The organism is Streptomyces sp. 7-21 (assembly GCF_016741785.1).
GTDB lineage: Bacteria > Actinomycetota > Actinomycetes > Streptomycetales > Streptomycetaceae > Streptomyces.
In genome coordinates, this window is the sequence record NZ_JAERRL010000007.1 from 59024 (window position 1) to 80255 (window position 21232).

At 76.9% G+C, this 21232-nt stretch carries 11 protein-coding genes; 2 read left to right on the forward strand and 9 right to left on the reverse strand.

The genetic code is table 11. The annotated features are described in order from the left end of the window. Positions 1–31: 31 nt before the first annotated feature. The 3 genes from JK356_RS11055 to JK356_RS11065 form a co-directional block, all read right to left on the reverse strand. A complete protein-coding gene (locus tag JK356_RS11055; RefSeq protein ID WP_201867477.1) occupies positions 32–2071 on the reverse strand; it encodes an acetoacetate--CoA ligase in 2040 nt (679 codons plus the stop codon). A gap of 273 nt (positions 2072–2344) precedes the next feature. Next, positions 2345–2794, reverse strand: a complete 450-nt coding sequence (locus JK356_RS11060) for a roadblock/LC7 domain-containing protein (RefSeq protein WP_201867478.1) — start codon at positions 2792–2794, stop codon at positions 2345–2347. A 19-nt stretch (positions 2795–2813) separates the two neighbouring features. Continuing rightward, entirely contained in the window at positions 2814–5186 is a 2373-nt protein-coding gene (locus JK356_RS11065) for a nitrate- and nitrite sensing domain-containing protein (protein ID WP_236671140.1), read from the reverse strand. 246 nt (positions 5187–5432) lie between these two features. Here JK356_RS11065 and JK356_RS11070 point away from each other — a divergent pair, with 246 nt between their 5' ends. Continuing rightward, positions 5433–5717 carry a hypothetical protein gene (locus JK356_RS11070; protein ID WP_201867480.1) on the forward strand — a complete coding sequence of 95 codons (285 nt, stop codon included), beginning with the start codon at positions 5433–5435 and terminating at the stop codon, positions 5715–5717. An 18-nt stretch (positions 5718–5735) separates the two neighbouring features. Here JK356_RS11070 and JK356_RS11075 read toward each other — a convergent pair whose 3' ends face one another. The 5 genes from JK356_RS11075 to JK356_RS11095 are packed head-to-tail and all read right to left on the reverse strand — an operon-like array spanning position 5736 to position 17949. Further along, positions 5736–10358, reverse strand: coding sequence for a hypothetical protein (locus JK356_RS11075; protein WP_201867481.1), 4623 nt, complete (start codon positions 10356–10358; stop codon positions 5736–5738). A gap of 48 nt (positions 10359–10406) precedes the next feature. Then, positions 10407–11255, reverse strand: coding sequence for a hypothetical protein (locus JK356_RS11080; protein WP_307815526.1), 849 nt, complete (start codon positions 11253–11255; stop codon positions 10407–10409). Continuing rightward, positions 11252–12784, reverse strand: coding sequence for a hypothetical protein (locus tag JK356_RS11085; RefSeq protein ID WP_201867482.1), 1533 nt, complete (start codon positions 12782–12784; stop codon positions 11252–11254). Before JK356_RS11085 ends, JK356_RS11080 begins: the two co-directional genes overlap by 4 nt. 45 nt (positions 12785–12829) lie before the next feature. After that, positions 12830–16453 carry a hydantoinase B/oxoprolinase family protein gene (locus tag JK356_RS11090; RefSeq protein ID WP_201867483.1) on the reverse strand — a complete coding sequence of 1208 codons (3624 nt, stop codon included), beginning with the start codon at positions 16451–16453 and terminating at the stop codon, positions 12830–12832. A gap of 59 nt (positions 16454–16512) precedes the next feature. Beyond that, entirely contained in the window at positions 16513–17949 is a 1437-nt protein-coding gene (locus JK356_RS11095) for a HEAT repeat domain-containing protein (protein ID WP_201867484.1), read from the reverse strand. 231 nt (positions 17950–18180) lie between these two features. On the opposite strand from JK356_RS11095, the gene JK356_RS11100 reads away from it, so the two are divergent. Beyond that, the gene (locus tag JK356_RS11100) at positions 18181–19647 is read left to right on the forward strand and encodes a PP2C family protein-serine/threonine phosphatase (protein WP_201867485.1); all 1467 of its coding nucleotides are present in this window, start codon (positions 18181–18183) and stop codon (positions 19645–19647) included. 48 nt (positions 19648–19695) lie between these two features. On the opposite strand, the gene JK356_RS11105 is transcribed toward JK356_RS11100, so the two are convergent. Further along, on the reverse strand, positions 19696–21165 hold the full coding sequence (locus JK356_RS11105; RefSeq protein ID WP_201867486.1) for a hypothetical protein: 1470 nt from the start codon (positions 21163–21165) through the stop codon (positions 19696–19698). Between the last annotated feature and the right edge of the window lie 67 nt (positions 21166–21232).

The window sequence follows — 21232 nt, forward strand, 5'->3', positions numbered from 1 at the left end:
GACTCCCCCTCTACGGATCGGGATCTTCCGATCACTTACCGTAGTCGTCGCCACTGACAACGCCGCGCTGGCGGGCCAGACGGACGAACACCTCCAGCAGCTCGGGGTCGTCCACCGATCCGGGGTTGACCGCCTGCCGCAGCGGCGTACCGCTCAGCAGCCGCTTGACGGGCACCTCCAGGCGCTTGCCGGTCAGGGTGTGCGGCAGGCCGGGGACCTGGAGGATCTCGTCCGGGACGTGCCGGGGCGACAGCCGCTCCCGCAGCACGGCCCGCACCCGGTCCCGCAGCGCGTCGTCGAGGACCGCGCCGGGCGCCAGACGGACGAACAGCGGCATCCAGTAGCCGCCGCCGGGCTGCTCGACGCCGACGACGAGCGACTCGGCGATCTCGGGGAGGCTTTCGACGGTCTCGTAGATGTCCGACGACCCCAGGCGCACGCCCTGCCGGTTGAGGGTGGCGTCGGACCGGCCGTGGATGACGACGGTGCCGCGCGAGGTGAGCGTCACCCAGTCGCCGTGGCGCCAGACGCCCGGGAACATCTCGAAGTAGCTCTCGCGGTACCGGGCGCCGTCCGGGTCGTTCCAGAAGCTCACGGGCATCGACGGCATCGGGGTGGTGACGACCAGCTCCCCCACCGCGTCGGTCAGCGGCGTGCCGTCGGGCGCGTACGCCCGCAGCCCGGTGCCCAGGCACGGGGCCTGGAGCTCACCGGCGTAGACCGGCAGTGTCGGCACCGCCCCGGCGAAGCAGCTGCACACGTCGGTACCGCCGCTGACCGAGGCGATCCACAGGTGGGCCCCGGCCTCCTCGTGCAGCCAGCGGAAGCCGGAGGGCGGCAGCGGCGATCCGGTCGTGGCCACGCAGCGTGTCGCCGACAGGTCCAGGTCACGGCCGGGGCGGACGTCCGCCTTGGCGCAGGCCATGACATAGGCGGCCGAGGTGCCGAACAGCGTCGCCCGGGTGCGGGCTGCCACGCGCCACTGGGCGTCGGGCGCCGGGTGGCCCGGGCTGCCGTCGTACAGCACGACGGTGGCGCCGACGAGCAGGCCGGAGACCAGGAAGTTCCACATCATCCAGCCGGTGGAGGTGTACCAGAAGAACCGGTCCCCTGCCGCGAGGTCGCAGTGCAGCCCGAGCTGCTTGAGGTGCTCGACGAGGATGCCGCCGTGCGAGTGGACCAGCGCCTTCGGCAGCCCGGTCGTGCCGGAGGAGTACAGCACCCACAGCGGGTGCGCGAACGGCACCTGGGCGAATACCGGTTCGGCCTCACCCGCGGTCACGGCCGCCCAGTCCAGGGTGTCCTCGGGCGCGGAGGTGCCCAGCAGCGGCACGTGCACCACCGCGCGCAGGCCCGGCAGGCCGCGCCGCACCTGCGCGACAGTGGCGGTGCGGTCGTGGGCGCGGCCGCCGTAGCGGTAGCCGTCGGCGGCGATGAGCACGGCGGGCTCGACCTGCTGGAACCGGTCGAGCACGGCCCGCGCCCCGAAATCCGGGGAGCAGCAGGTCCACACCGCGCCGGTGGCGGCGGTGGCGAGAAGGGCGACGACCGCCTCGGGCACCGTGGGCAGGTAGCCGGCGACGCGGTCCCCCGGGCGGACGCCGAGCCGCCGCAGCTCAGCGGCGAGCGCGCCGACCTGGCGGCGCAGTTCCGCCCAGCTGACGGCGCGGGGCTCCGCCTGGCGCTCGTCGGCGCACAGCAGCGCCGGGGCGCCGGCCAGCGCCGGGTCGGCGGCGGCGCGCAGCGCGTGCTCGGCGTAGTTGAGGCGGGCGCCGGGGAACCAGCGGGCGCCGGGCATGACCGGATCGGCGAGCACCGCCCGGGGCGGGGAGGAGAACCGCACGCCGAACCAGTCGGTGACGGCGTGCCAGAACGCCTCCAGGTGAGTGACGGACCAGCGGTGCAGAGCGGCGTAGGAGGCGGCCGGGTCGCCGTCCGCCGGCGGCGGGGCGCCGTGGCGGGCGGCCGCGGCGGCGTGGAAGCGGGCGAGCTGGGAGGCGGCGGCCCGGTCGGGGCCGGGGCGCCACAGCGGCTCGGGCGGGGACGCGGGGTCGGCGTGCGCTGCTGTCATGGGGGCGGCTCCGGTGGGTACGTGACGCGGCAGAGCAGGACGATGCCAGCTCACCGCGGGCCGCGCCAGGGTCCGGACCCGCCCGGAACAACGGCCGGCGGCGCCGGGGCCACCCCCGTGGGTCCCGGCGCCGCCGTCACGGTCACCGACGCGGGGACGGCCGGGGCCGGTTCGCCGCGGCCGCCGCTGTCACCCGTTCGCGACACGCGTGCAGCACGGCGGAGACAACCCGGGCGGCTGACCCGCCGTCCCAGCCGTCCCAGCCGCCGTCAGTCAGCCGCCGGCCCCGGGACGCGGCGGGGTGGCCAGGTGCGGCCCGACCCGCTTGACCAGCAGCGTCATCTCGTAGGCGACCTGCCCGATGTCGGCGTCCGCCTCAGCGAAGACGGCAAGCGCGCTGCCGGACCCGGCGGCGGAGACGAGGAGGAAGGCGTCGTCGAGCTCGACCAGGGTCTGCCGCACTCCCCCGGTGTCGAAGTGCTTGCCCGCGCCCCGGGCGAGGCTGTGCAGGCCGGAGGCGACGGCCGCGAGCTGCTCGCTGTCCTCCCTGCCGAGGCTGCGGGAGGCGCCGCGCGCCAGCCCGTCGCTCGACAGGACCAGGGCATGGCGCACATGCGGGACACGGGCGACGAGTTCGTCCAGGAGCCAGTCGAGCTGGCCCCGCTCCTGCGGGCTGCCGTGGTGTGGGGTGCCGCCGTGGCCCGCGGCCTCCGGTGCGGTCATCGGTCTCCGCCTCATCCGTTCATGGTTGCGTGCCCGGCGGGGTCGGGCCCCGCCGGTTCTCGGTCTGCTGCCTTCCCCGCCGCCAGCCGCGCTGGAGCGACGACATGCGGGCACGGACGGCCTCGGCGTCCAGGTCCGCCACGGGGTTCTCCGGGCGGCCGTCCGGGGTGTCCGGGGACGCGTCCGCCGCGGGCCGGGGCGCCCGGGGACCGGGCGCCGCGCCCCGCACGCGGCGGGGCAGCCCGGAGCGCGTGGTGGCGGCCGCGGGTCTCTCCTGGTCCGGCGGGACGCCGGGCGGCGGCGCGACGGGCCGCCCGTGGTCGGCGACGAGCACGGGGGTGCGGCGCACCGGCGCACCCGGCTGCCGCCCATCGCCCGGCGGGTCCGGCGTGCCGTCGGCCTGCTGGCCGTCGCCGGCGGGCGGCCAGCCGGAGCCGGGTGCCGCCCGCGGGCCGGTGTCCGCGGGGGCGACGGGGGCTTCCAGCTCGACCGGCCCGTCGGCGGGCCCTTCCAGGAGCGCGGGCCGCTGCCCGTGCGGGAGAGCGTCCTGGCCGCCGGTCTCGGTGAGCAGGTCGCCGGGGATGAGGGTCACGGCGGTGGTGCCGCCGTAGGGCGACTCCCTGAGGGAGACCCGCACCCCGTGGCGCTCGGCGAGGCGGGCGACGACGAGCAGGCCGAGCCGGTCGGTGTCGGCGGCCTCCGGGTCCGGCGGCTGCGCGAGCCGCTCGTTGGCCTCCTGGAGCGCCTCGGCCGTCATGCCCAGGCCCCGGTCGTGGATCTCCAGCGTGAAGCCGTGCGGCACGCGCTCGCCGTAGACCTGGACGGCGGTGTGCGGCGGGGAGAAGACCGTGGCGTTCTCCAGCAGCTCGGCCAGCAGGTGGCGCAGGTCCGCCACGGCGGCGCCGGCGACGGCCAGCGCCGGCAGGCGGCGGATCTCGATGCGGTCGTAGTCCTCGACCTCGTCGACGGCGCCGCGGACCACGTCCATCAGCAGCTCGGACTTGGCCCACTGGCGGGAGCCCGCGGCGCCCGAGAGCACGACCAGTCCCTCGGCGTGGCGCCGCATCCGCGCGGTGAGGTGGGTCAGCCGCACCAGCTCGTCGCGGTCGACGCCGGTCCCGGCGCGCTGTCCGGCCGTCTCCAGGATGTTCAGCTGGCGGTGGAGCAGGACCTGGCTGCGGCGCGCGAGGTTGACGAAGACCTCGGAGACGCGGTGGCGGACGGCGGCGCGTTCGACGGCCGCCGACAGCGCGGCCCGCTGGAGGGTGTTGACCGCCTTGCCCACCTGCCCGGCCTCGTCGGCCCCGTACTCCAGGCGGGGCGCCTCGGTCTCCACGTCGACGCGGTCGCCGGCCGCCAGGCGGCGCAGCACGCCGGGCAGCCGCACCTCGGAGGCCTCGCGGGCCTCACGGACGAGGGTGCGCATCTCACGCAGCTGGGCGCGGGAGACGCGCCAGGCCACGGCGGCGGACAGCGCGACGGCGAGGAAGCCGCCCGCGCCGACGAGGACGGCGCGCCTGACCAGGCCGCCGCGCGCAGAGGCGGCGGCGTCCTCACACCGGTCGCCGGCCTCGGCGGCGAGACCGGCCAGTTCGCTGAGCGCGGCGCCGCTGACCTCGTCCCACTGCCCGGGCTGGACCGAGCCGGTCTCGGCCAGGGACTGTTCCGTGCTGCTGAGCACCCGGCCGCCGCCGTCCTCCCAGAAGCTCTCGTGGGCCAGGCGGTCCTCCAGCGGCAGGCCGCTGAGGAAGGTGTCGTAGGCGGCCTGGCGCTCGGTCATCAGCGCGGCCAGCGCGTCGCGTTCGGTGTCGGTGGTGCGCCCGGCGGCCAGCGCGCCTGCGACCAGCGCGTCCTCGCGTGCGAGGTACTCCCTGGCCAGGTGGAGTCCGGCGACGGCGCGGGCGTGCAGCCCGGTCTCGCTGTCGGTGGAAGGCGGGAGGGCGGCCAGCAGGCGCAGGGCCGGGTCGGCGAGCCTGTTGTAGGCGCCGAGGACCCGGGTGCGGGATATGGTGCCGCGCTCGACCTGGTCCCGGAGCTGGCCGAGGCTGCCGAGCGCGGTGGACAGGGCGTCGACGGCAGTGGCGGCGGAGCCGTCGAGGCCGCCGCGGGCGCTGGCGGCGCGGCTGAGGAGCCGGCTGGCGGCGGCGTCGGTGGCCTCACGGGTATCCTCGAGGCGGCTGAGCGACTCGGCGCGGCGCGGGTCGGCGCGGTGGATGACGGTCTGGCGCCGCTCCTGCTGGACGGCGGCGAGGAAGTCCTCGGCCTCCGGGGCCAGGGAGCTGGCGACGGACGACGCGCCGAGCGCCTGGCGGGCATCGGAGACAGTGATGGCCGTCGCGCAGGCCCAGACGACCGCGAGTGACAGCAGGGGCACCAGCGCGAGCGTGCTCATCCTGCGCCTGACCGTCGTGCCGCGTACGCGCATGCCCTCCCCAAGTCTCCGGGCCCGCACGGGGGTTGCCACCGTCCGACAGCGCGAGCCTACTACCCGCAACCGCCGGGTACGGCGTCATCGCGCAATGCGGCACGGAGTCCGCGCGGGGGCCCCATCCTGGCCCGGGACCGGCGCGGCCGCAAGGCGTTCTACCATGGGGGGCGACATATCCGCTCATCTCACCGTGCAGAGAGGGACAGCGGAGTGTACGCGAGACCCCGGCTCCCGGATCCCGTGCGCGCCGCGGCGGTCCGCGCCGTCATCATCATCGCCCTGACGCTCACCCAGCTGGTCGTGGTGCTGCTGTGCACGCTCGCCGGTTCGTGGCTGGCGTTCCCGATGCTGCTGACCACGATCGCCAGCACCGTCGTGGCCACCTGGGCGGTGCTGGACATCTGGGTCACCCGGCAGGCGTGGCAGCAGCGGAACGGTGTGCTCTCCGAACCGAGCAGCGTCGCCCGGCCGCGGCGGTGGCCCGCGCGGGGTTAGCCGCGCGGGCCGTCCCGGTCAGGGGGTGCCGCCCGGCGCGGGCCGCCGGAAGACGCGGGTGGCGGTGACCTCCCCGTGTGCGGGCGTGCCGCTGGTCTCCGGCGCGGGCAGACCGGGCCGCAGATGTTCCTCGACGCTGATGTACTTCAGGCCCGCCCGCAGGTCCGCGTCGTTGCGCAGCCGGATCACCAGGGGGAACTCAGCGAGCGCCGTGGTGTCGAACAGCCCCGTGGTGTACAGCAGCTGGACGCCCAGCGCGTCGGCCACGGCACGTTGCAGCTCCAGCAGGTACGTGGCGTTGGCCCGGCCGATGGGGTTGTCGAGGAAGAGGGTGCCCGCGTGGGCGTGCTGGTGGCGGCCCCGGTCGTTGCCCCGGAGCGCGGCCATCGTGCAGTACAGCGCGATGGCGGCCGTGAGCAGCTGGCCGCCGGAGAAGACGTCGCCCATCTGCCCGACCGGAACCCGCTCGGCGCGCAGCACGGCGTCGGGCTTGAGGATCTCGACGCTGACCCCCTTGGGCCGCAGCGCCGCGTGGACGCCGCGCAGCAGCAGCGTCATGCCGTCGCGGCGCAGGTCGGCGTTCTTGGCCACAGCGGCGCGGGTGGTGACGTCGACGACCTCGCCGAGCCGCTCGGTCAGGGTGGCCTGGTCGGGGTCCTCGAAGCGGATGCGCAGGAACTCCTGCCCTGACCACTCCCCCAGTCCTTCAGGGAGCCGGGACAGCCGCTGGGCCGCGCGGAGCGTGGCGAGGGAGGACTCGACGAGGCCGCGCAGCCGGTCGACGATGCTGTCGCGGTTGCGTTCCAGCTGGGCGAGTTCGTCGGTGAGGACGCGCAGCCGCGGGGCGAACGCCTCGGCCCAGGCGGGGGCGTGCTCGGGGAGTTCAGCGGCGGGCAGCTCCCGGATCTGCTGCCGGGCGGGGGTGCGCACCTGCTCGTAGCGGGCGGCGTTGGCGTGCCGCACGAGGCGGTCGCTGGCGTCGCGGAGGGCGGACTCGGCGGCGCTGAGCGCAGCGGCCTGCTCCCGCAGGGCGCGGCGGGCGCTGGCGGCGGCCTGGCGTGCCTCGGGCAGGCCCCCCGGGTAGGGCTCGGGAGCCGCGGTGGTGGCGGTGTCGTCGGCGGCGGTGTCCCGCTGCGGGTCGCGGAGCAGGTCGCGCAGCAGGGCGGCGGTCTCCTCGAAGCCCTCGGCGGCGTCACGGGCCTGGTGGTGGTCGCGGGCGAGGGCCTCGTGGGCCGCGCGGGCCGACTCCAGGGCCTCCTCGCGGGCGGCGAGGCCGGCCGTGGCCTCGCGCAGCAGCTGGCTGGCCTCCTCGGCGGTGGACGGCTGCTGGGAGGGAGGCAGGTCGATGTGGGAGCCGCCGTTCGCGGGGGCCAGCCGCTCGGCCTCGCCGCGGAGCCGGCCCAGCCGCTCGCTGGCGGCGCTGGCACGGGTCTCCAGCAGCTGGACGAGGGACTCGGCCCGGGCGGCGGCGGCCTGGCGCGACGGGCCGTCGGCGCCCTCAGGGCCGTCGAGCAGCTTGGCAGCGCGCGTCCGCACCTTGGCGCTGAGCCGGTCGAGGGCGGCGCGGGCGGCGCTTTCGTCGCCCTCGGCACGGGCCTGCTCGGCGCGCAGGTCGGCGCCGACGGCCGCCTTCTCGTACAGGCGGGAGGCGGAGCGGTAGGCCTCGCGCAGCGCGGGCAGCGACGCGGTGCTGGCTCCGCCGTCAGCGGCGGTGTCGTCGGCGGTGTCGTCGGCGCCGGTCTCGGGGACGCCGGAGATCTCGGTGGTCTCGGCGCGCAGGGCCCGGGCCGTGCGGCGGGCGTCGTCGGCGGCGCGCTGGGCGGCGCGCCGGTCCTCGTCGGCGGTACGGGCACGGGCGAGTGCCGCCTCGGCGCGGGCCTCGGCCTCGGCGGCCTCGGCGGCGAGTTCGCTGAGCCGGGCCTGCCAGCGGGGGCGCTCAGTGAGCCGGGAGGCCAGGCCGGCCAGGGCGTCAGCGGACCGGCCGGCGCGCTGGGCGGCCTCCTGCCGCTCGTCGCGGGCGCGGGCGGCCTCGGCGGCCGCCTCCTCCGCTTCGGCGCGGGCGGCGGCGGCCTCGGCGAGGCGGCGCTCGGCCAGCGCGGCCTCCTGGCGGGCGCGTTCGGCGGCCGCGGCCAGCTCGGCGAGGCGGCCCGGGGGGCAGTCGGCGCGCCAGGAGGCGAGGCGGGCGGCGAGCTGGCGGGCCTGCGAGACTCCCGCGGCCAGGTCCCGGATGCGGGCGTCACGGGCGGCGGCGCGGTCGCGCAGCGCGTGCCGTTCGTCGTCGGCGGCGCGCTCGTCGTGCATGGCGGGGTTCGGCGGGACGAGGAAGACATCGCTGTCCCCGCCGCCCGGGGCGGGAGCGGGGGCCAGGAGAGCGGCGGCGGTGCCGACGGCGACGGCGGAACGCGGCAGCAGGGCCGCGCCGGAGAGGACCTCGCGGGCGCGGGCGTGGGAGCCGGGGTCCGTGAGGATGACGCCGTCGACGAGTTCGGGGCGGGCGGCGAGCACCGCGGCGTGGTCGGCGGGCGGGACGGCCTGCGCCAGGTAGCGCCAGCCGGGCAGGGCCGGGATGCCGTGCTCGCCGAGGTACTCGACGGTGGCCAGGACGTCGGGGCTGGGCGGCAGCAGCCCGCCGTCGCCGAGGGCGGCGAGGATGCGGGAGTCCTCGGCGGCGGCGGTGCGCAGCTCGAACAGCTCGCGCTCGCCGTCGGCGATCTGCTCGTCGAGCAGGCGGGCGAGGGTCTCGGCGTTGCGGTCGAGGTCGTCCGCCGTGAGCGCCGGGCCGTCGCCGGCGGGGGTAACGCCGAGGAGACGGGCGAGGCGCTCCTCGGCGGCGAGGGCGGCGGCGGTGCGCTGCTCGGCGGCGCAGGCGTCCCGGGCGGCGGCCGCGGCGTCGGCGGCGCGGGCGGCGGCGAGTTCGGCCCGCCCGTGGTCGCGGGCGGCCTCGCTGGCGGCGTCGGCGGCGCGGCGGGCGGCCTCCCGGGCGCTCTCCCAAGCCGCAACCGCGGCGCGGGCGGCGTCGCTGGCGGCCAGGGCGGCGCGGGCGGGGTCGGCGTCCGGGCCGCCGTCCTCCAGCCACCCGGCCTCGACCGCCCGGGCCGTCTCCTCGCGGACCTCGGCCAGGCGCTGCCGCAGGTGCCCGGCCTCGCTGCGGGCCCGTTCGGCCTCGGTGGCGGCGGTGGTGGCGTCGCGGTACGCGTCCTCGGCGGCCCGCTGGAGCGCGGCGGAGCGCTCCTCGTGTTCGGCGGCGGCGCGTTCGCTCGCCGTGGCGGCCGCGTGCAGGGCGCGCACCAGGGCGGCGGCGGCCCTGCCGCGCGCGGCGAGCGCGGGGGCGGCGTCCCGCTCGGCTTCGCGGATGGCGGCGGCGGCGCGGGCGGCCCGGTCGGCGGCGGCGCGGTGCTGCAGCACGGTCTCGGTGGCCTGCCAGGCGGCGTGCAGCGTGCGGGCGTCGGCGAGTTCGCGGCGCTGGGCGGCGGCGTCCTTCTCCGCGGCGGCCAGGGCGAGGGAGGCGTGGCGGTAGGCGAGCTCGGCGGCGGTGCGGGCGGCGCGGGCGCGGGCGGTCTCGGCGGCCGTGACAGCCTGCTGGGCGGTGGCGAGACGGTCGGCGAGCCCGGCGGCGCGCGTCCGTTCGGCCTCGGCGCGGGCGGTCAGGCGGCGGGCGAGGGCGCGGGCGGCGTGCTCGGCGCGCTGGTGGCCGGCGCGGGCGGCGTCGCGCCCCGCCGCGGCTTCAGTGACGGCGGCCAGCAGATCGAGGGAGCCGGCGGTGAAGTCCCGTTCGGCCGCGAGCTCGTCGCGGCGGCCGAGCTTGTGGGCGAAACCGTGGACGAGGTCGGCCAGGCCGTCGGTGTCGCGGGTGTCGGTGACGGCGCGGAGCAGCAGGTCGGTGAAGTCAGCGTCGTTCTTCACGGCGAACAGGCCGGCGGCCTCGCCCTCGTCGGCGTTCATCTCGCGCTGGTAGCGGAAGAGCTCCGGGTCCAGGCCCAGGCGGCCGAGGTGCTCGGTCCAGCGCTCGTGCACTTCTTCCCAGACGACGTCCAGGTTGGGGTAGGCCTTTCCGGTCTCGATGAGGACGTCGCGGAAGCCCTTGAGCGTGCGGCGGCGGCCGCGGGCGCCGGAAGTGCCCTCGCGGGGCCGCAGCGCGGTGGACTCCGCCACGGGCAGGGAGTCCAGGCTCATGCCGGGGCCGGGGCGGAAGGAGTACCAGGCCTCGGTGAAGCGGCGGGGGTCGGTGGAGACCTGGCGGCCGCGCCACTCGCTGACCTTGCCGACGACGATGGTCTCGCCGGTCCTGGTGTGCTGCCATTCCAGCGCGACGTGGCCGCAGTCGTCGGCGAGGAGGAACTTGCGCAGCACGCCGGAGCTGGCGCCGCCCAGGGTGTTGCGGTGCCCGGGCAGCATGACGGAGAAGATGAGCTTAAGCAGCACGGACTTGCCGCCGCCGTTCTCCAGGAAGAGGACGGCGGCGGGCGCGGGGCGGCGCGGCGGCCCCGCCGGCTCGTCGGCCAGCAGCTCGAAGACGTCCGTCTGCGTGGGCGCGGGCTCGGGCACGGGGGCGCCGACGCCGCGCAGGTCGAGGTTGGTGTCGGCGTACCGGGCGCCGGCCGGCCCGATGGAGTACAGGCGGATCCGGGACAGCTCGTACATGGCGGCTTTCGTGAGCGGGCTTTCGTGAGGGGCGTCTCGTCGTGGCGGTCAGTCGTGGAAGGGCAGGCCGGCACCGTCGGGCAGGGGGTCCTCGCCGGCGGAGGGCGGCGCCAGCGAGGCCGTGCCGTCACTGACCGGGACGACGCCGAGCTGCATCAGCTCGGACATGGCGCTGCTGGCGGCCAGCTCGCGGACCTGGAGCTGGTAGCGGGGCGTGGTGCGGTAGGAGCCGCCCGCTTCGTCGCCGGTGCGCTGCAGGAAGCCGGAGTCGGCGAGAAAGGCGATGGCCTTGCCGACGATGCCGGTGGTGGAGCTGGCCAGGCGGCGGGCGTCCTTGGTGGCGCCGGTGGCGGTGCGGCGGGCGTAGACCCGCCAGGCCGCCTCCAGGCCGGGAGTCTCGCTGGCCGGATCGGTGTTCTCGCCCCGTTCCGCGGCGCGTTCGGCGAGGCGGCGGCAGGCCTGGCGGACGAACGCCTCGACGCCGTTGACGGTGATGCGGCCGAGGTAGTCGTCGTCGGCGAGGTCCTGCGGGCGGGGGAAGGCCAGGGCGGCAACGGCCAGGTGGGCCAGGCCGTGGAGGAAGCGGTCAGCGGGGTCAGCGGCGGCGCGGCGGGCGTAGTCGCCCATGCGGACCGCGAAGACGGAGTCCTCGGCAGCCGCCACGGCCATGCCCGCGCGCGGCGAGACCTCCAGGACGATCAGGCCCAGGCCGGTGGCGACGGCGTCAGTGAGCCGGGCAAACGCGGGGTCCTCGCGGTAGCGGCGCAGCAGCGCCGCGTACTCGGCGTCGCGGGCGGGCAGCAGCCGGGGGTGGAGCCCGAAGGAGACCAGGCGGGAGGCGTCGGCGGCGTCCGCGGGCGTCAGCGGCGGCGCGTCATCGCGGGCGGGGGTGGTCACGGCGCGTTCTCCGATCGTCCTGCGGCCATGCCGGCCGCGTCCAGCAGCGCGGTTCCGACGATGAGGTCGGAACCCCCGAACTCGGGGTCGTCCAGCGGGGTGCCGTCGTCGACGGCGAACAGCAGGCTCCGCTCGCCCTGCCGGTAGGCGGTGCCGACCGGCGGGCTGGCGGCGTGGACCGCGAGGAGGGCGACCAGGTGGGGCAGGTCGGGGTCGGCGCGGCGGGCCTCGGCGAGCAGCCCCGACAGCCGGCGGGGGGCGTCGGGCGGAACGCTGAGGAGCGCGGTTGCGGCGGCGAGCTGCTCCTCGCTGAAGCGGCTGTCGTCGGGGGTGGCCACCAGGTCAGGCTCGGGGAGCTCGGCTCCCAGGTGCTCGCGGGGGGCGGGCGGGGTGAGGAGCATCTCGGTGAGGTCGGCGAGGCGCACGGCGGCGGGGGGCCGGGGCGCGGTGCCGCGGCGGAAGTAAGCGTCGGTCACGCGCGTGGCCTGGTCCAGGGTCAGCTCCAGGACCGGGGCGAGCAGCTGGCCGTGCAGGTCGGTGCCGGCGCGGGCGGGGACCGGGCGGAACGCCTGGCGGTCCTGCTCGGCGCGGAACAGCGGCCCGGCCTGCAGGAGCCGGGACTGCAGCTGGGTGTGGCGCCGGATGCAGTCCTTGACGATGTCGACGAGCTCGGCGGCGCGCAGCTTGTGGCCCGGGTCCTCCGCCTCGTCGCGGGCGCGGCGGATGTTGGTGAGGATCGCGTTCTCGTGGCGGTAGCGCTCGGCGATGTGGGCGAGGGCCTCGTCGATCAGGTCGGGGACGGTGCGGACCCAGTCGACGGCGCGGACGTCGCGGCGGGTGGCTTCCAGGGCGCGGCGCAGCGCCTCGGCGTACTGCACGGTGCGGTACCTGGCCTGCTCGGCGGCGAGCTGGGCGTCGGCGAGGCGGCCGCGGCTGATGAGGACCTCCAGCTTGACCTCGGCGGCGATCTGGGCGCTGGTGACGTCCGTGTCGAGGGCGCCGACCAGCACGTTGACCGCCTCGTCGGTGGTGCGCAGGTAGACCTCGCCGCCGGGGCCCGGCACCTCCTCGATGAGCTTGAAGTCGTAGTCGCGGCGCACGTAGCTGCCGTCGGGGGCGAAGGTGCCGTAAACGGCGCGGAAGCCGCGGTCGACGCTGCCGACGTTGATGAGGCTGTCGAGCACCCAGCGGGCCACGCGCTCGTGCTCCTCGGCGGGGCGCGAGGGCGCCTGCGCGGCGACCCGGGGCAGCAGGCGGGCGACGACCTGCTCGTGGTCGGCGCCGGTGTCGAAGTCCATGCTGAGGGTGACCAGGTCGATGGCGGCGAGCCCGAGCTCGGCCATCGCGTAGACGCTGTACTCGCCCGCGAGGTTGGCCTTGCGGGCGTCCAGGTCGTGGAGCGGGGCGGTGCAGGCGAGCGCGCGCAGCCGCCGGGCGAGCCCCTCGTCGGCCGCGGGGCCGGGCGCCGGGCGCGGCGCGGGCGTCCCGGGCGGCGGGGCGGCGGGCGGCTGAGCAGCGGTTCCGGTCACGACGGACAGATTAGGCGGTGCCGCTGACAGCCGGCCGCCGGCCGGTCACTCCTCGCCGGGCGGGCCGTAACCGCCGCCGCCGGGCGTGCGGATCACGAGGACGTCGCCGGGGGCGGCCTCGGCGCTGTCGCGGCCCTGGAGCGTGACGGTCGTGCCGTCGGCGCGCAGCAGGGTGTTGGTGCCGAGGGCGCCGGGGCGGCCGCCGGCCATGCCGTACGGCGGGACGCGGCGGTGCCCGGTGAGCAGGGCGAGGGTCATGGGCGCCAGGAAGCGCAGCCGCCGTTCGACGCCGTCGCCGCCGCGCCACCGTCCGGCGCCGCCGCTGCCGGTGCGGACGCGGAAGTCCTCGACGCGCACGGGGTAGCGCCATTCGAGGATCTCCGGGTCGGTCAGCCGGGAGTTGGTCATGTGGGTCTGCACGGCGTCGGCGCCGGGGAAGCCGTCGCCCGCGCCGGAGCCGCTGGCGATGGTCTCGTAGTACTGGACGTCCTCGTTGCCGAAGGTGAGGTTGTTCATGGTGCCGGAGCCTTCGGCCTGCACGCCGAGGGCAGCGTAAAGGGCGCCGGTGACGGACTGTGAGGTCTCGACGTTGCCGGCGACGGTCGCGGCCGGGTAGGCGGGGGCGAGCATGCAGCCGGGCGGGATGCGGATGTCCAGCGGTGCCAGGCAGCCGCTGTTGAGGGGGATGTCGTCCGCGACGAGGGTGCGGAAGACGTAGAGGACGGCGGCCTTCACCACAGCGCTGGGGGCGTTGTCGTTGCCGGGCTGCTGGGGTGAGGTGCCCGCGAAGTCCAGGACGGCGGACCGGGCGGCGCGGTCGACGGTGACGGTGACGTGGATGACGGCGCCGGTGTCGGTCTCGTACCGGTAGGAGCCGTCGTGGAGGGTGGCGATGATGCGGCGCACGGCCTCCTCGGCGTTGTCCTGGACGTGGCGCATGTAGGCGCGGACCACGTCGAGCCCGAACTGGTCGATGATGGCGCGCAGTTCGGCGATGCCCTTCTCGTTGGCGGCGATCTGGGCGCGCAGGTCGGCGAGGTTGGCCTCGGGGTTGCGGGAGGGGTAGGGGCCGGAGGTGAGCAGGGCGCGTGTCTCGGACTCGCGCAGGCGGCCGTCGCGGACGAGGAGCCAGTTGTCGAACAGGACGCCCTCTTCCTCGATGGTGCGGCTGAACGCGGGCATCGAGCCGGGGGTGATGCCGCCGATCTCGGCGTGGTGGCCGCGGGAGGCGACGAGGAAGAGGAGTTCGGCGCCGGGCCCGTCGCCGGAGAAGACGGGCGTGACGACGGTGACGTCCGGCAGGTGGGTGCCGCCGTGGTACGGGTCGTTGACGGCGTAGACGTCGCCGGGTCGCATGGTGCCGGCGTTGCGGCGCAGCACCTCCTTGATGGACTCGCCCATGGACCCGAGGTGCACCGGGATATGGGGGGCGTTGGCGATGAGGTTGCCCTCGGCGTCGAACAGCGCGCAGGAGAAGTCCAGCCGTTCCTTGATGTTGACGGAGTGGGCGGTGTTCTCCAGCCGGACGCCCATCTGTTCGGCGATGGCCATGAAGAGGTTGTTGAAGACCTCCAGCTTCACGGGGTCGACGGCGGTGCCGATCGCGGTGGCCGCGGGCAGCGGCCGTACGCGGGTGAGCACCAGGTGCCCGTGCGGCCCGGCAGCGGCGCGCCAGCCGGGATCGACGACGGTGGTGGCGTCCGGCTCGGTGATCAGCGCGGGGCCGTCGACCGTCTCGCCGGGGCGCAGCGCGTCGCGGCGGTGCAGCGGTACGTCCTGCCACCGGCCCTCGGCGTACAGCGGCACACGCGCCGCGGGCGCCGCCGGGCGTGCCGGGGCGGCGGCCGGGGCGGCGGCCGGGTCAGGCGCGGTGGCGCGCGGCCCGGGGGCGCCGGTGGCCTCGGCGGCGACGAGCCCGGCGACGAGCGGCTTGTCCATGGTGAAGCCGTAGCGGGCGCGGTGGAGGCGGGCGAACTCCTCGGCCATCTCGGCCCGCCCGGCCAGCGGGACGGGCAGCGCGGCGTCGGTGCCCGCGTAGCGCAGGTGGATGCGGACGGCGGTGCGGATCGCGGCGTCGTCGATGCCGTCGGCGCGCAGGTCGGCGCGGGCCTGGGCGGCCAGCTCCCTGGCGGTCTCCCGGAGCGCGGGCATGGCCTCGTCGGTCAGACCGGTCTCGGCGGAGCGTTCGCGCAGGGCGGTGGCGTCGGCGACCCCGATGCCGTAGGCAGAGAGCACCCCGGCGAGCGGCGGGATGAGGACGGTGGACACGCCCAGGGCGTCGGCGACGGCGCAGGCGTGCTGGCCGCCGGCGCCGCCGAAGCTGGTCAGGGCGTACTGGGTGATGTCGTGGCCGCGCTGGACGGAGATCTTCTTGACGGCGTGCGCCATGTTCTGGACGGCGATCTCCAGGAAGCCGGCGGCGACTTCCTCGGGGGTGCGGCGGTCGCCGGTGGCGGCGGTGATCTCGCCGGCGAGGCGGGTGAAGCCGTCACGGACGGCCTGGGCGTCGAGCGGCTGGTCGCCGCCGGGGCCGAAGACGTGCGGGAAGTGGCCGGGCTGGATCCGGCCGAGCATGACGTTGGCGTCGGTGACGGTCAGCGGGCCGCCGCGGCGGTAGCAGGCGGGACCGGGATCGGCGCCGGCGGAGTCGGGGCCGACGCGGTAGCGGGCGCCGTCGAAGCGCAGGAGGGAGCCGCCGCCCGCGGCGACGGTGTGGATGTCCATCATGGGTGCGCCCATCCGCACGCCCGCGACCTCGGTGCCGAAGACCCGTTCCAGTTCGCCGGCGTAGTGGGAGACGTCGGTGGAGGTGCCGCCCATGTCGAAGCCGATGACGCGGTGGTACCCGGCCTCGGCGCTGGAGCGGGCCATGCCGACGACGCCGCCGGCCGGCCCGGAGAGCACCGCGTCCTTGCCGCGGAACCGGGCGGCTTCCCGCAGCCCGCCGTTGGACTGCATGAACAGCAGCCGCACGCCCTTCAGTTCGCTGGCGACCTGCTCGACGTAGCGCCGCAGCACGGGCGAGAGGTAGGCGTCGGCCACGGTGGTGTCGCCCCGGGTCACCAGCCGGATCAGCGGGCTGACCTCGTGGGAGGTGCTGACCTGGGTGAAGCCCGCCTCGGCGGCGAGGGCGGCGGCGAGGCGTTCGTGGGCGGGGTGGCGGTAGCCGTGGAGGAAGACGATGGCGGCGGCCCGGAAGCCGTCGCGGCGGGCGCCGGCCAGGGCCTCGGCAAGGGCGCCGGTGTCGAGGGGGCGCACGGTGGTGCCGTCGGCGGCGAGGCGTTCGGGCACCTCGATGACGCGGTCGTAGAGGACCTCGGGGGTGACGATGCGGCGGTCAAAGAGGCGGGGCCGGTTCTGGTAGCCGATGCGCAGCGCGTCGCGGAAACCCTCGGTGGTGACGAGCACGGTGGGCTCGCCCCGGCGTTCCAGGAGGGCGTTGGTCGCGACGGTGGTGCCCATCTTGACGACGGCCACGCGCTCGGCGGGGACCGGCTCGCCGGGGGCGAGCCCGAGCATGCGGCGGATGCCGGCGACGGCGGCGTCGCGGTACCGCCCGGGGGCGTGCGAGAGCAGCTTGGCCGTCTCCAGCCGTCCGTCGGGGCGGCGCCCGACGATATCGGTGAAGGTCCCGCCCCGGTCAACCCAGAATTCCCAGCGCCCGTTCACGCCGACATGGTGCCAGGCCGCCGGCGCGCGCGGCAGCCCCCGGCCCCGCCGGGCGCGGGTCAGCCGGCGGCGCGGCCGGCCAGCCGGCCGCGCACCACCGTCCGGACGCCGGCCTGCTCGGCGGGGTCGGCCGCCAGCCCCCGCAGCCGTGCCACGACGCGGGTGTCGACCGTGGTGGCGTAGCGGGCGCCGGTCGCCCGGGTGTCTTCCTCGCAGTCCCACAGGCATTCGATCGCGAAGCCGGCCGGGAACGACGGGTCGGTGGCCGCCAGGGCACGCGCGGCATGGCCGCGCAGCAGGGAGGACGACGTCTCGCGGTAGACGTGCCGCAGCACCGGCACGGCCGCCGTCAGGGCGAGCCGCCCCGCGCCCTCGACGAGCGACCGCAGGCCGCGGGCGTCGGGGCCCTGGGAGCGGACCAGGCGGCGCAGCGCTGCCAGGACGCGCGGCCCGTCGGCGGCCTCGCCGCGCCGGGCGAGCATGGCGGCCGCGCAGGCGCCGAGGTCGTCGGGCCGGTGAGCCCACCGCCTGGCCTGGGCCAGCGCGGACGGGCCGCTCATGCGGGAGAACGCGGTGACGGCGGCGCGTGAGACGTCGGGGTCGCCGCCGGAGGCGGCGGCGGACAGCAGCGCGAACGCCTCGGGGTCGGAGCGCTCGGCCAGGTGCCGCAGCGCGGCGGCGCGCGCGGCGGGCGGCCCGGAGGCGGCGGCGGACAGCAGCGCGGGCCGGTCACCGGGGCCGGCGACGGCCGCCAGGCAGCGGGCGGCCGCGGCCTCGCGCCACTGCCGCGGCGTCTGCTCGTACCCGTCCTGCGCCCAGGCGAGGATCTCCACGACGCTCCAGCCCGGGGCAGGCCCGGTGTGCCGCAGCTGCCGCTGCCACTGGTCGAAGTCGCCGGCCTGCAGGGCGCGGGACAGGCGTGCCCGCTGGGCCGGGCGGCCGGGGTCCTCGGCCCACACCCGCCAGGGGCGGGGCTCGAAGGAGTCCCTCACGGCGGCCGTGAGGGCGCGGTCGCCGTCGGGGGTGGCGGGGAAACGGGCCAGGATGCGCGGTCCCAGGGCGCGCAGTCCGTCGTCGTCGTCGCGGACGGCCAGCTCGTCGAGGGCCCAGCGCCAGTTGGAGCCGGTCACGGCGTACTGCCGCAGCAGCCGCAGCGCCTCGGCGTCGCCGTAGGAGACGAGGTGGCCGAGGACGGACAGGGCCAGGCCGGTGCGCTCCTCCTCGGTGTCGACCGCGTCCGCGGGGTCGGTGAGGTGGGCGGCGATCGCGTCCAGCCCGGGGTCCAGCTCGCGGTAGAGCCGGGCGTAGTACAGGGACCGGTGTTCGAGCCGCCAGTCGGGCCGGGGGTCATGGAGGACGCACTCCTCCAGCGCTGCCACGGCGGCCGCGCGGGGCGCGGCCAGGGCATGGAGCCACCCGTCGCCGCGCCCCCGCTGGAGAAGTCCCAGGAGGGTGCCGCTGGGCGCTATGCCTGTTTCGATCGGACTGGCGAACATATGAGTCAGCATCCGGTGAGGGCGATCCGGTGGCAACGGGATTTCCGCTGAACCGGCTTCTTGCCGGTCACGGCCGTTCTACACCTGGTCCCGGTCCCGCCCCCGGCCCGGGGTATCGTCCGGCCGCCGGGAACGGCCCAAACCCTTACGGCGCGGACGGGGCTGTGGGACAGTCGGGTCATCCGCCGCGGGCCGTGCCCGCGGGCCGGTCCCGCCGTCACGGGAGTCGCCATGCTCTCCTCTCCGCCCCCGTCCCGTCCCGCGCCGGCCACGCCGGGTGACGACGGGATCGACGCGCTGGTCGGGGCGGTCCTCCGGCTGCGTGACCGCGCCGGGGCGGCCCGGGATGCCGTTCCGCCCGGCGGGCAGCGCCGGGCGCGGTGGGAGGCGGTGGTGGCGCGGCTGGAGGAGGCGGCCGCCCGGCTCGCTGAGCTGCGGCCGGCCGCCGCGCCGGCGGGCACGGCGCGGCTCGGGGCCAGGGTCGGCAGCGCGGAGTGGAACCTGCTGACCGACGAGGTGACGTGGTCGGAGGAGACGTACGCGATCTTCGGCAGGGAGACGGCAGACGGCCCGCTGACGCTGGACCAGCTGCCGGCGTGCGTGCAGCCCGCCGACCGGCCGGCGCTTACCGCGGCGGTGACCGCGTGCCTCGTCGACGGCCGGCCCGTGGACTGCGAGGTCCGGGTGGACCGGCCCGACGGCACGGCGCGCACCGTGCAGCTGGCGGGCGAACCGGTCGTGGACGACGGCGGCGGCACGGTGGCGATGTGGGCCGTGGTCCGCGACGTCAGCGAGCTGCGGCGCGGGGGCGCGGCCGCGGCGGCGGGCGCGGGCGAGCTGCAGCGCGCGCGGGAGGCGGCGCGGGGGGCGCGGCGGCTTCAGCTGGCGCTGGCGGGTGCCGCGCCGGTGCCGTGGCTGGATCCGCTGGAGGGCGCGGACGGCACGGCGGGCGGTCTGGAGGTGGCGGCCCGGTGCCTGCCGGCGGCGGGGCGCTCCCTGGACGGGAACCGGGGCGGGGACCTGGGCGGGAAATGGTTCGACGCGATGGCGCTGCCGGGCGGCGGGCGGCTGCTGAGCGTGGGCGACCTGTCGGGGCAGGGCGCGGGCGCTGCCGCGGGGGCGGCCGTGGCCGTGGGAGCGCTGCGGGGCGTGGCGCTGACGGGCGTGCCCCCGGGCGCGCTGCTCGGCTACCTCAGCCAGCTGCTGGACCGGGGCACGCACCCGGCGCTGGCCAGCGCGCTGTGCTGCCGCTGGCTGCCCGGCGACGACGGGGGCGGGGTGCTGACGTGGGCCCAGGCCGGTCACCCCGCGCCGGTGGTGTGCCGGGCCGGCGGCGGCGTGGTGCTGCCCCGGCCCGCGGGGACGCTGCTCGGCGCGGTCGCCGGGGCCGCCTACGGGGAGCGGTCCGACCGGCTGCGGCCGGGCGACGTGCTGGTCCTCCATACGGATGGCCTGTTTCCGGACATCTCTCCCGGCGCCGCGGACCTCTCGCGGGACGCCGCTGCGCACTCCCCCGCGCCCGGAGCGCCGGGCTCCCGGCCGGCCGGGCGCGACCGGGGGGCGCGGCTGGTGTCGCTCGCCCCCCGGATCGCGGCGGCCACGAGCGCGGCCGGGTGCCTGGACGTGGTGGCGGAAGCGTGCGGCACGGCGGGCCGTGCGGAGGACGCCTGCGTGCTGGTGGCACGCGTCGCGCCCTGACGACCACGGGGCCTGCCCGTGGCTGCCCGGTGCCGTCCGCTCCGCCGGTCACACCAGCCGGGCGCCCCGCCCCGCGGTGCCGCCCAGCGCCGAGGGCATCGAGGTCTCGATGCGCTCCCGCAGGTCCTGGATCCTCGGGTAGTCGGCGTAGGCAGCGGTCAGGCGGTACATCTCGCGCAGCCGGTCCCAGGTGCGGTGCGAGGAGTTCTCCCCGATCGCGGAGAGCGCCAGCCGGGCGTAGGTGTCCGCCTGGTCGGGGTCGTCGGCGATGAAGCAGGCCGACGCCGCGGTGATCTGGTCGAAGATCCGTGACCGGTCGCGGCCGCTGCGGCGCAGTTCCAGGGCCTGCCTGGCGTGCTGCTCGGCCAGGGGCGCCGCCGCGGGGTCGTGCTCGGCGAGCGTCCGGTACGCCAGCGCCTCCATGCCGTGCAGGTCGGCCTCGTCGAACATCTGCATCCAGCTGGGCGGCGGCACATCGCCCCGGTCGGAGACGAACAGGTCCTCTGCCTCGCCGAGGGCGTGGCGCATGGCCTGGCCGCGTCCCATGGACGCCTGCGCCCACGCCTCGATGGTGCGCAGCATCGCCCGGGTGCGGGGCAGGGCCTCGCGCCCGGCGCCGTGGTTGGCCAGGCGCATCAGGTCGAGGGCGTCGTCGGGGCGGCCCAGGTGCACCATCTGGCGGGCGGCGCGTGAGAGCGCCTCCCCCGCACGCGGCCGGTCGCCGCCCTCCCTGGCGGCGTGCGCGGCGATGACGAAGTACTTCTGGGCGGTGGGCTCCAGGCCCACGTCGTGGGACATCCACCCGGCCAGGACCGCGAGGTTGGCCGCCACGCCCCACAGCCGCCGCTGGAGGTGCGGGGGGTGGCGGTAGGCGAGCATGCCGCCGACCTCGTTGAGCTGGCCGACGACGGCCTTGCGCTGGAGCCCGCCGCCGCGGGTGGCGTCCCAGGCGCGGAAGACCTCCACGGAGGCCTCCAGCGCCTCGATCTCCTCCGAGCCGACGGGGGCCGCCTCGTAGCGGTCGAGCCCGGCCTGCTCGGCGCCTGCCGGTGGGTGAGGGGTGTGGGAGTCCGGAGCGGTCCGGAGCCAGTCGTGCAGAGCGTCGCTGAGTGCGGAACCCGCGGCGAGCGCGGCGCCCGCGCCCACCATGCCGCGTCGGTTGAGCATGAGATCCATTCCCGTGAATTCGGTGAGGACCGCGGCGGTCCGGTGGGAATGCCACGGCAGCCCGTCGTAGGCCTGCCGCGTCCCCGCGTTCCCTGGCCGGCGCAGCCCGAGGTCCTCGGTGGTCACGACACGGCCGAGTCGCTCCGTGAACAGGGACGCCAGCAGCTCCGGCACCGGGTCGCGGGGCGTCTCTCCCCCGTCGATCCAGCGCCTCACCCGCGAGGTGTCGGTGGCCAGCTGCGGGTAGCCCTGGGCCGCCGCCTGCCGGTTCACCAGCCTCGCAAGTTCGCCCTTGGACCACCCAGCGAGCCGGAACAGGTCCGCAAGGCGGGTGTTGGGTCCTCCGGTCACGTCAAGCCCCCAGGATCTCGGCTGAGTTGACAGTAACCGCCGTACAACGCCGCCATGACAATTCGCC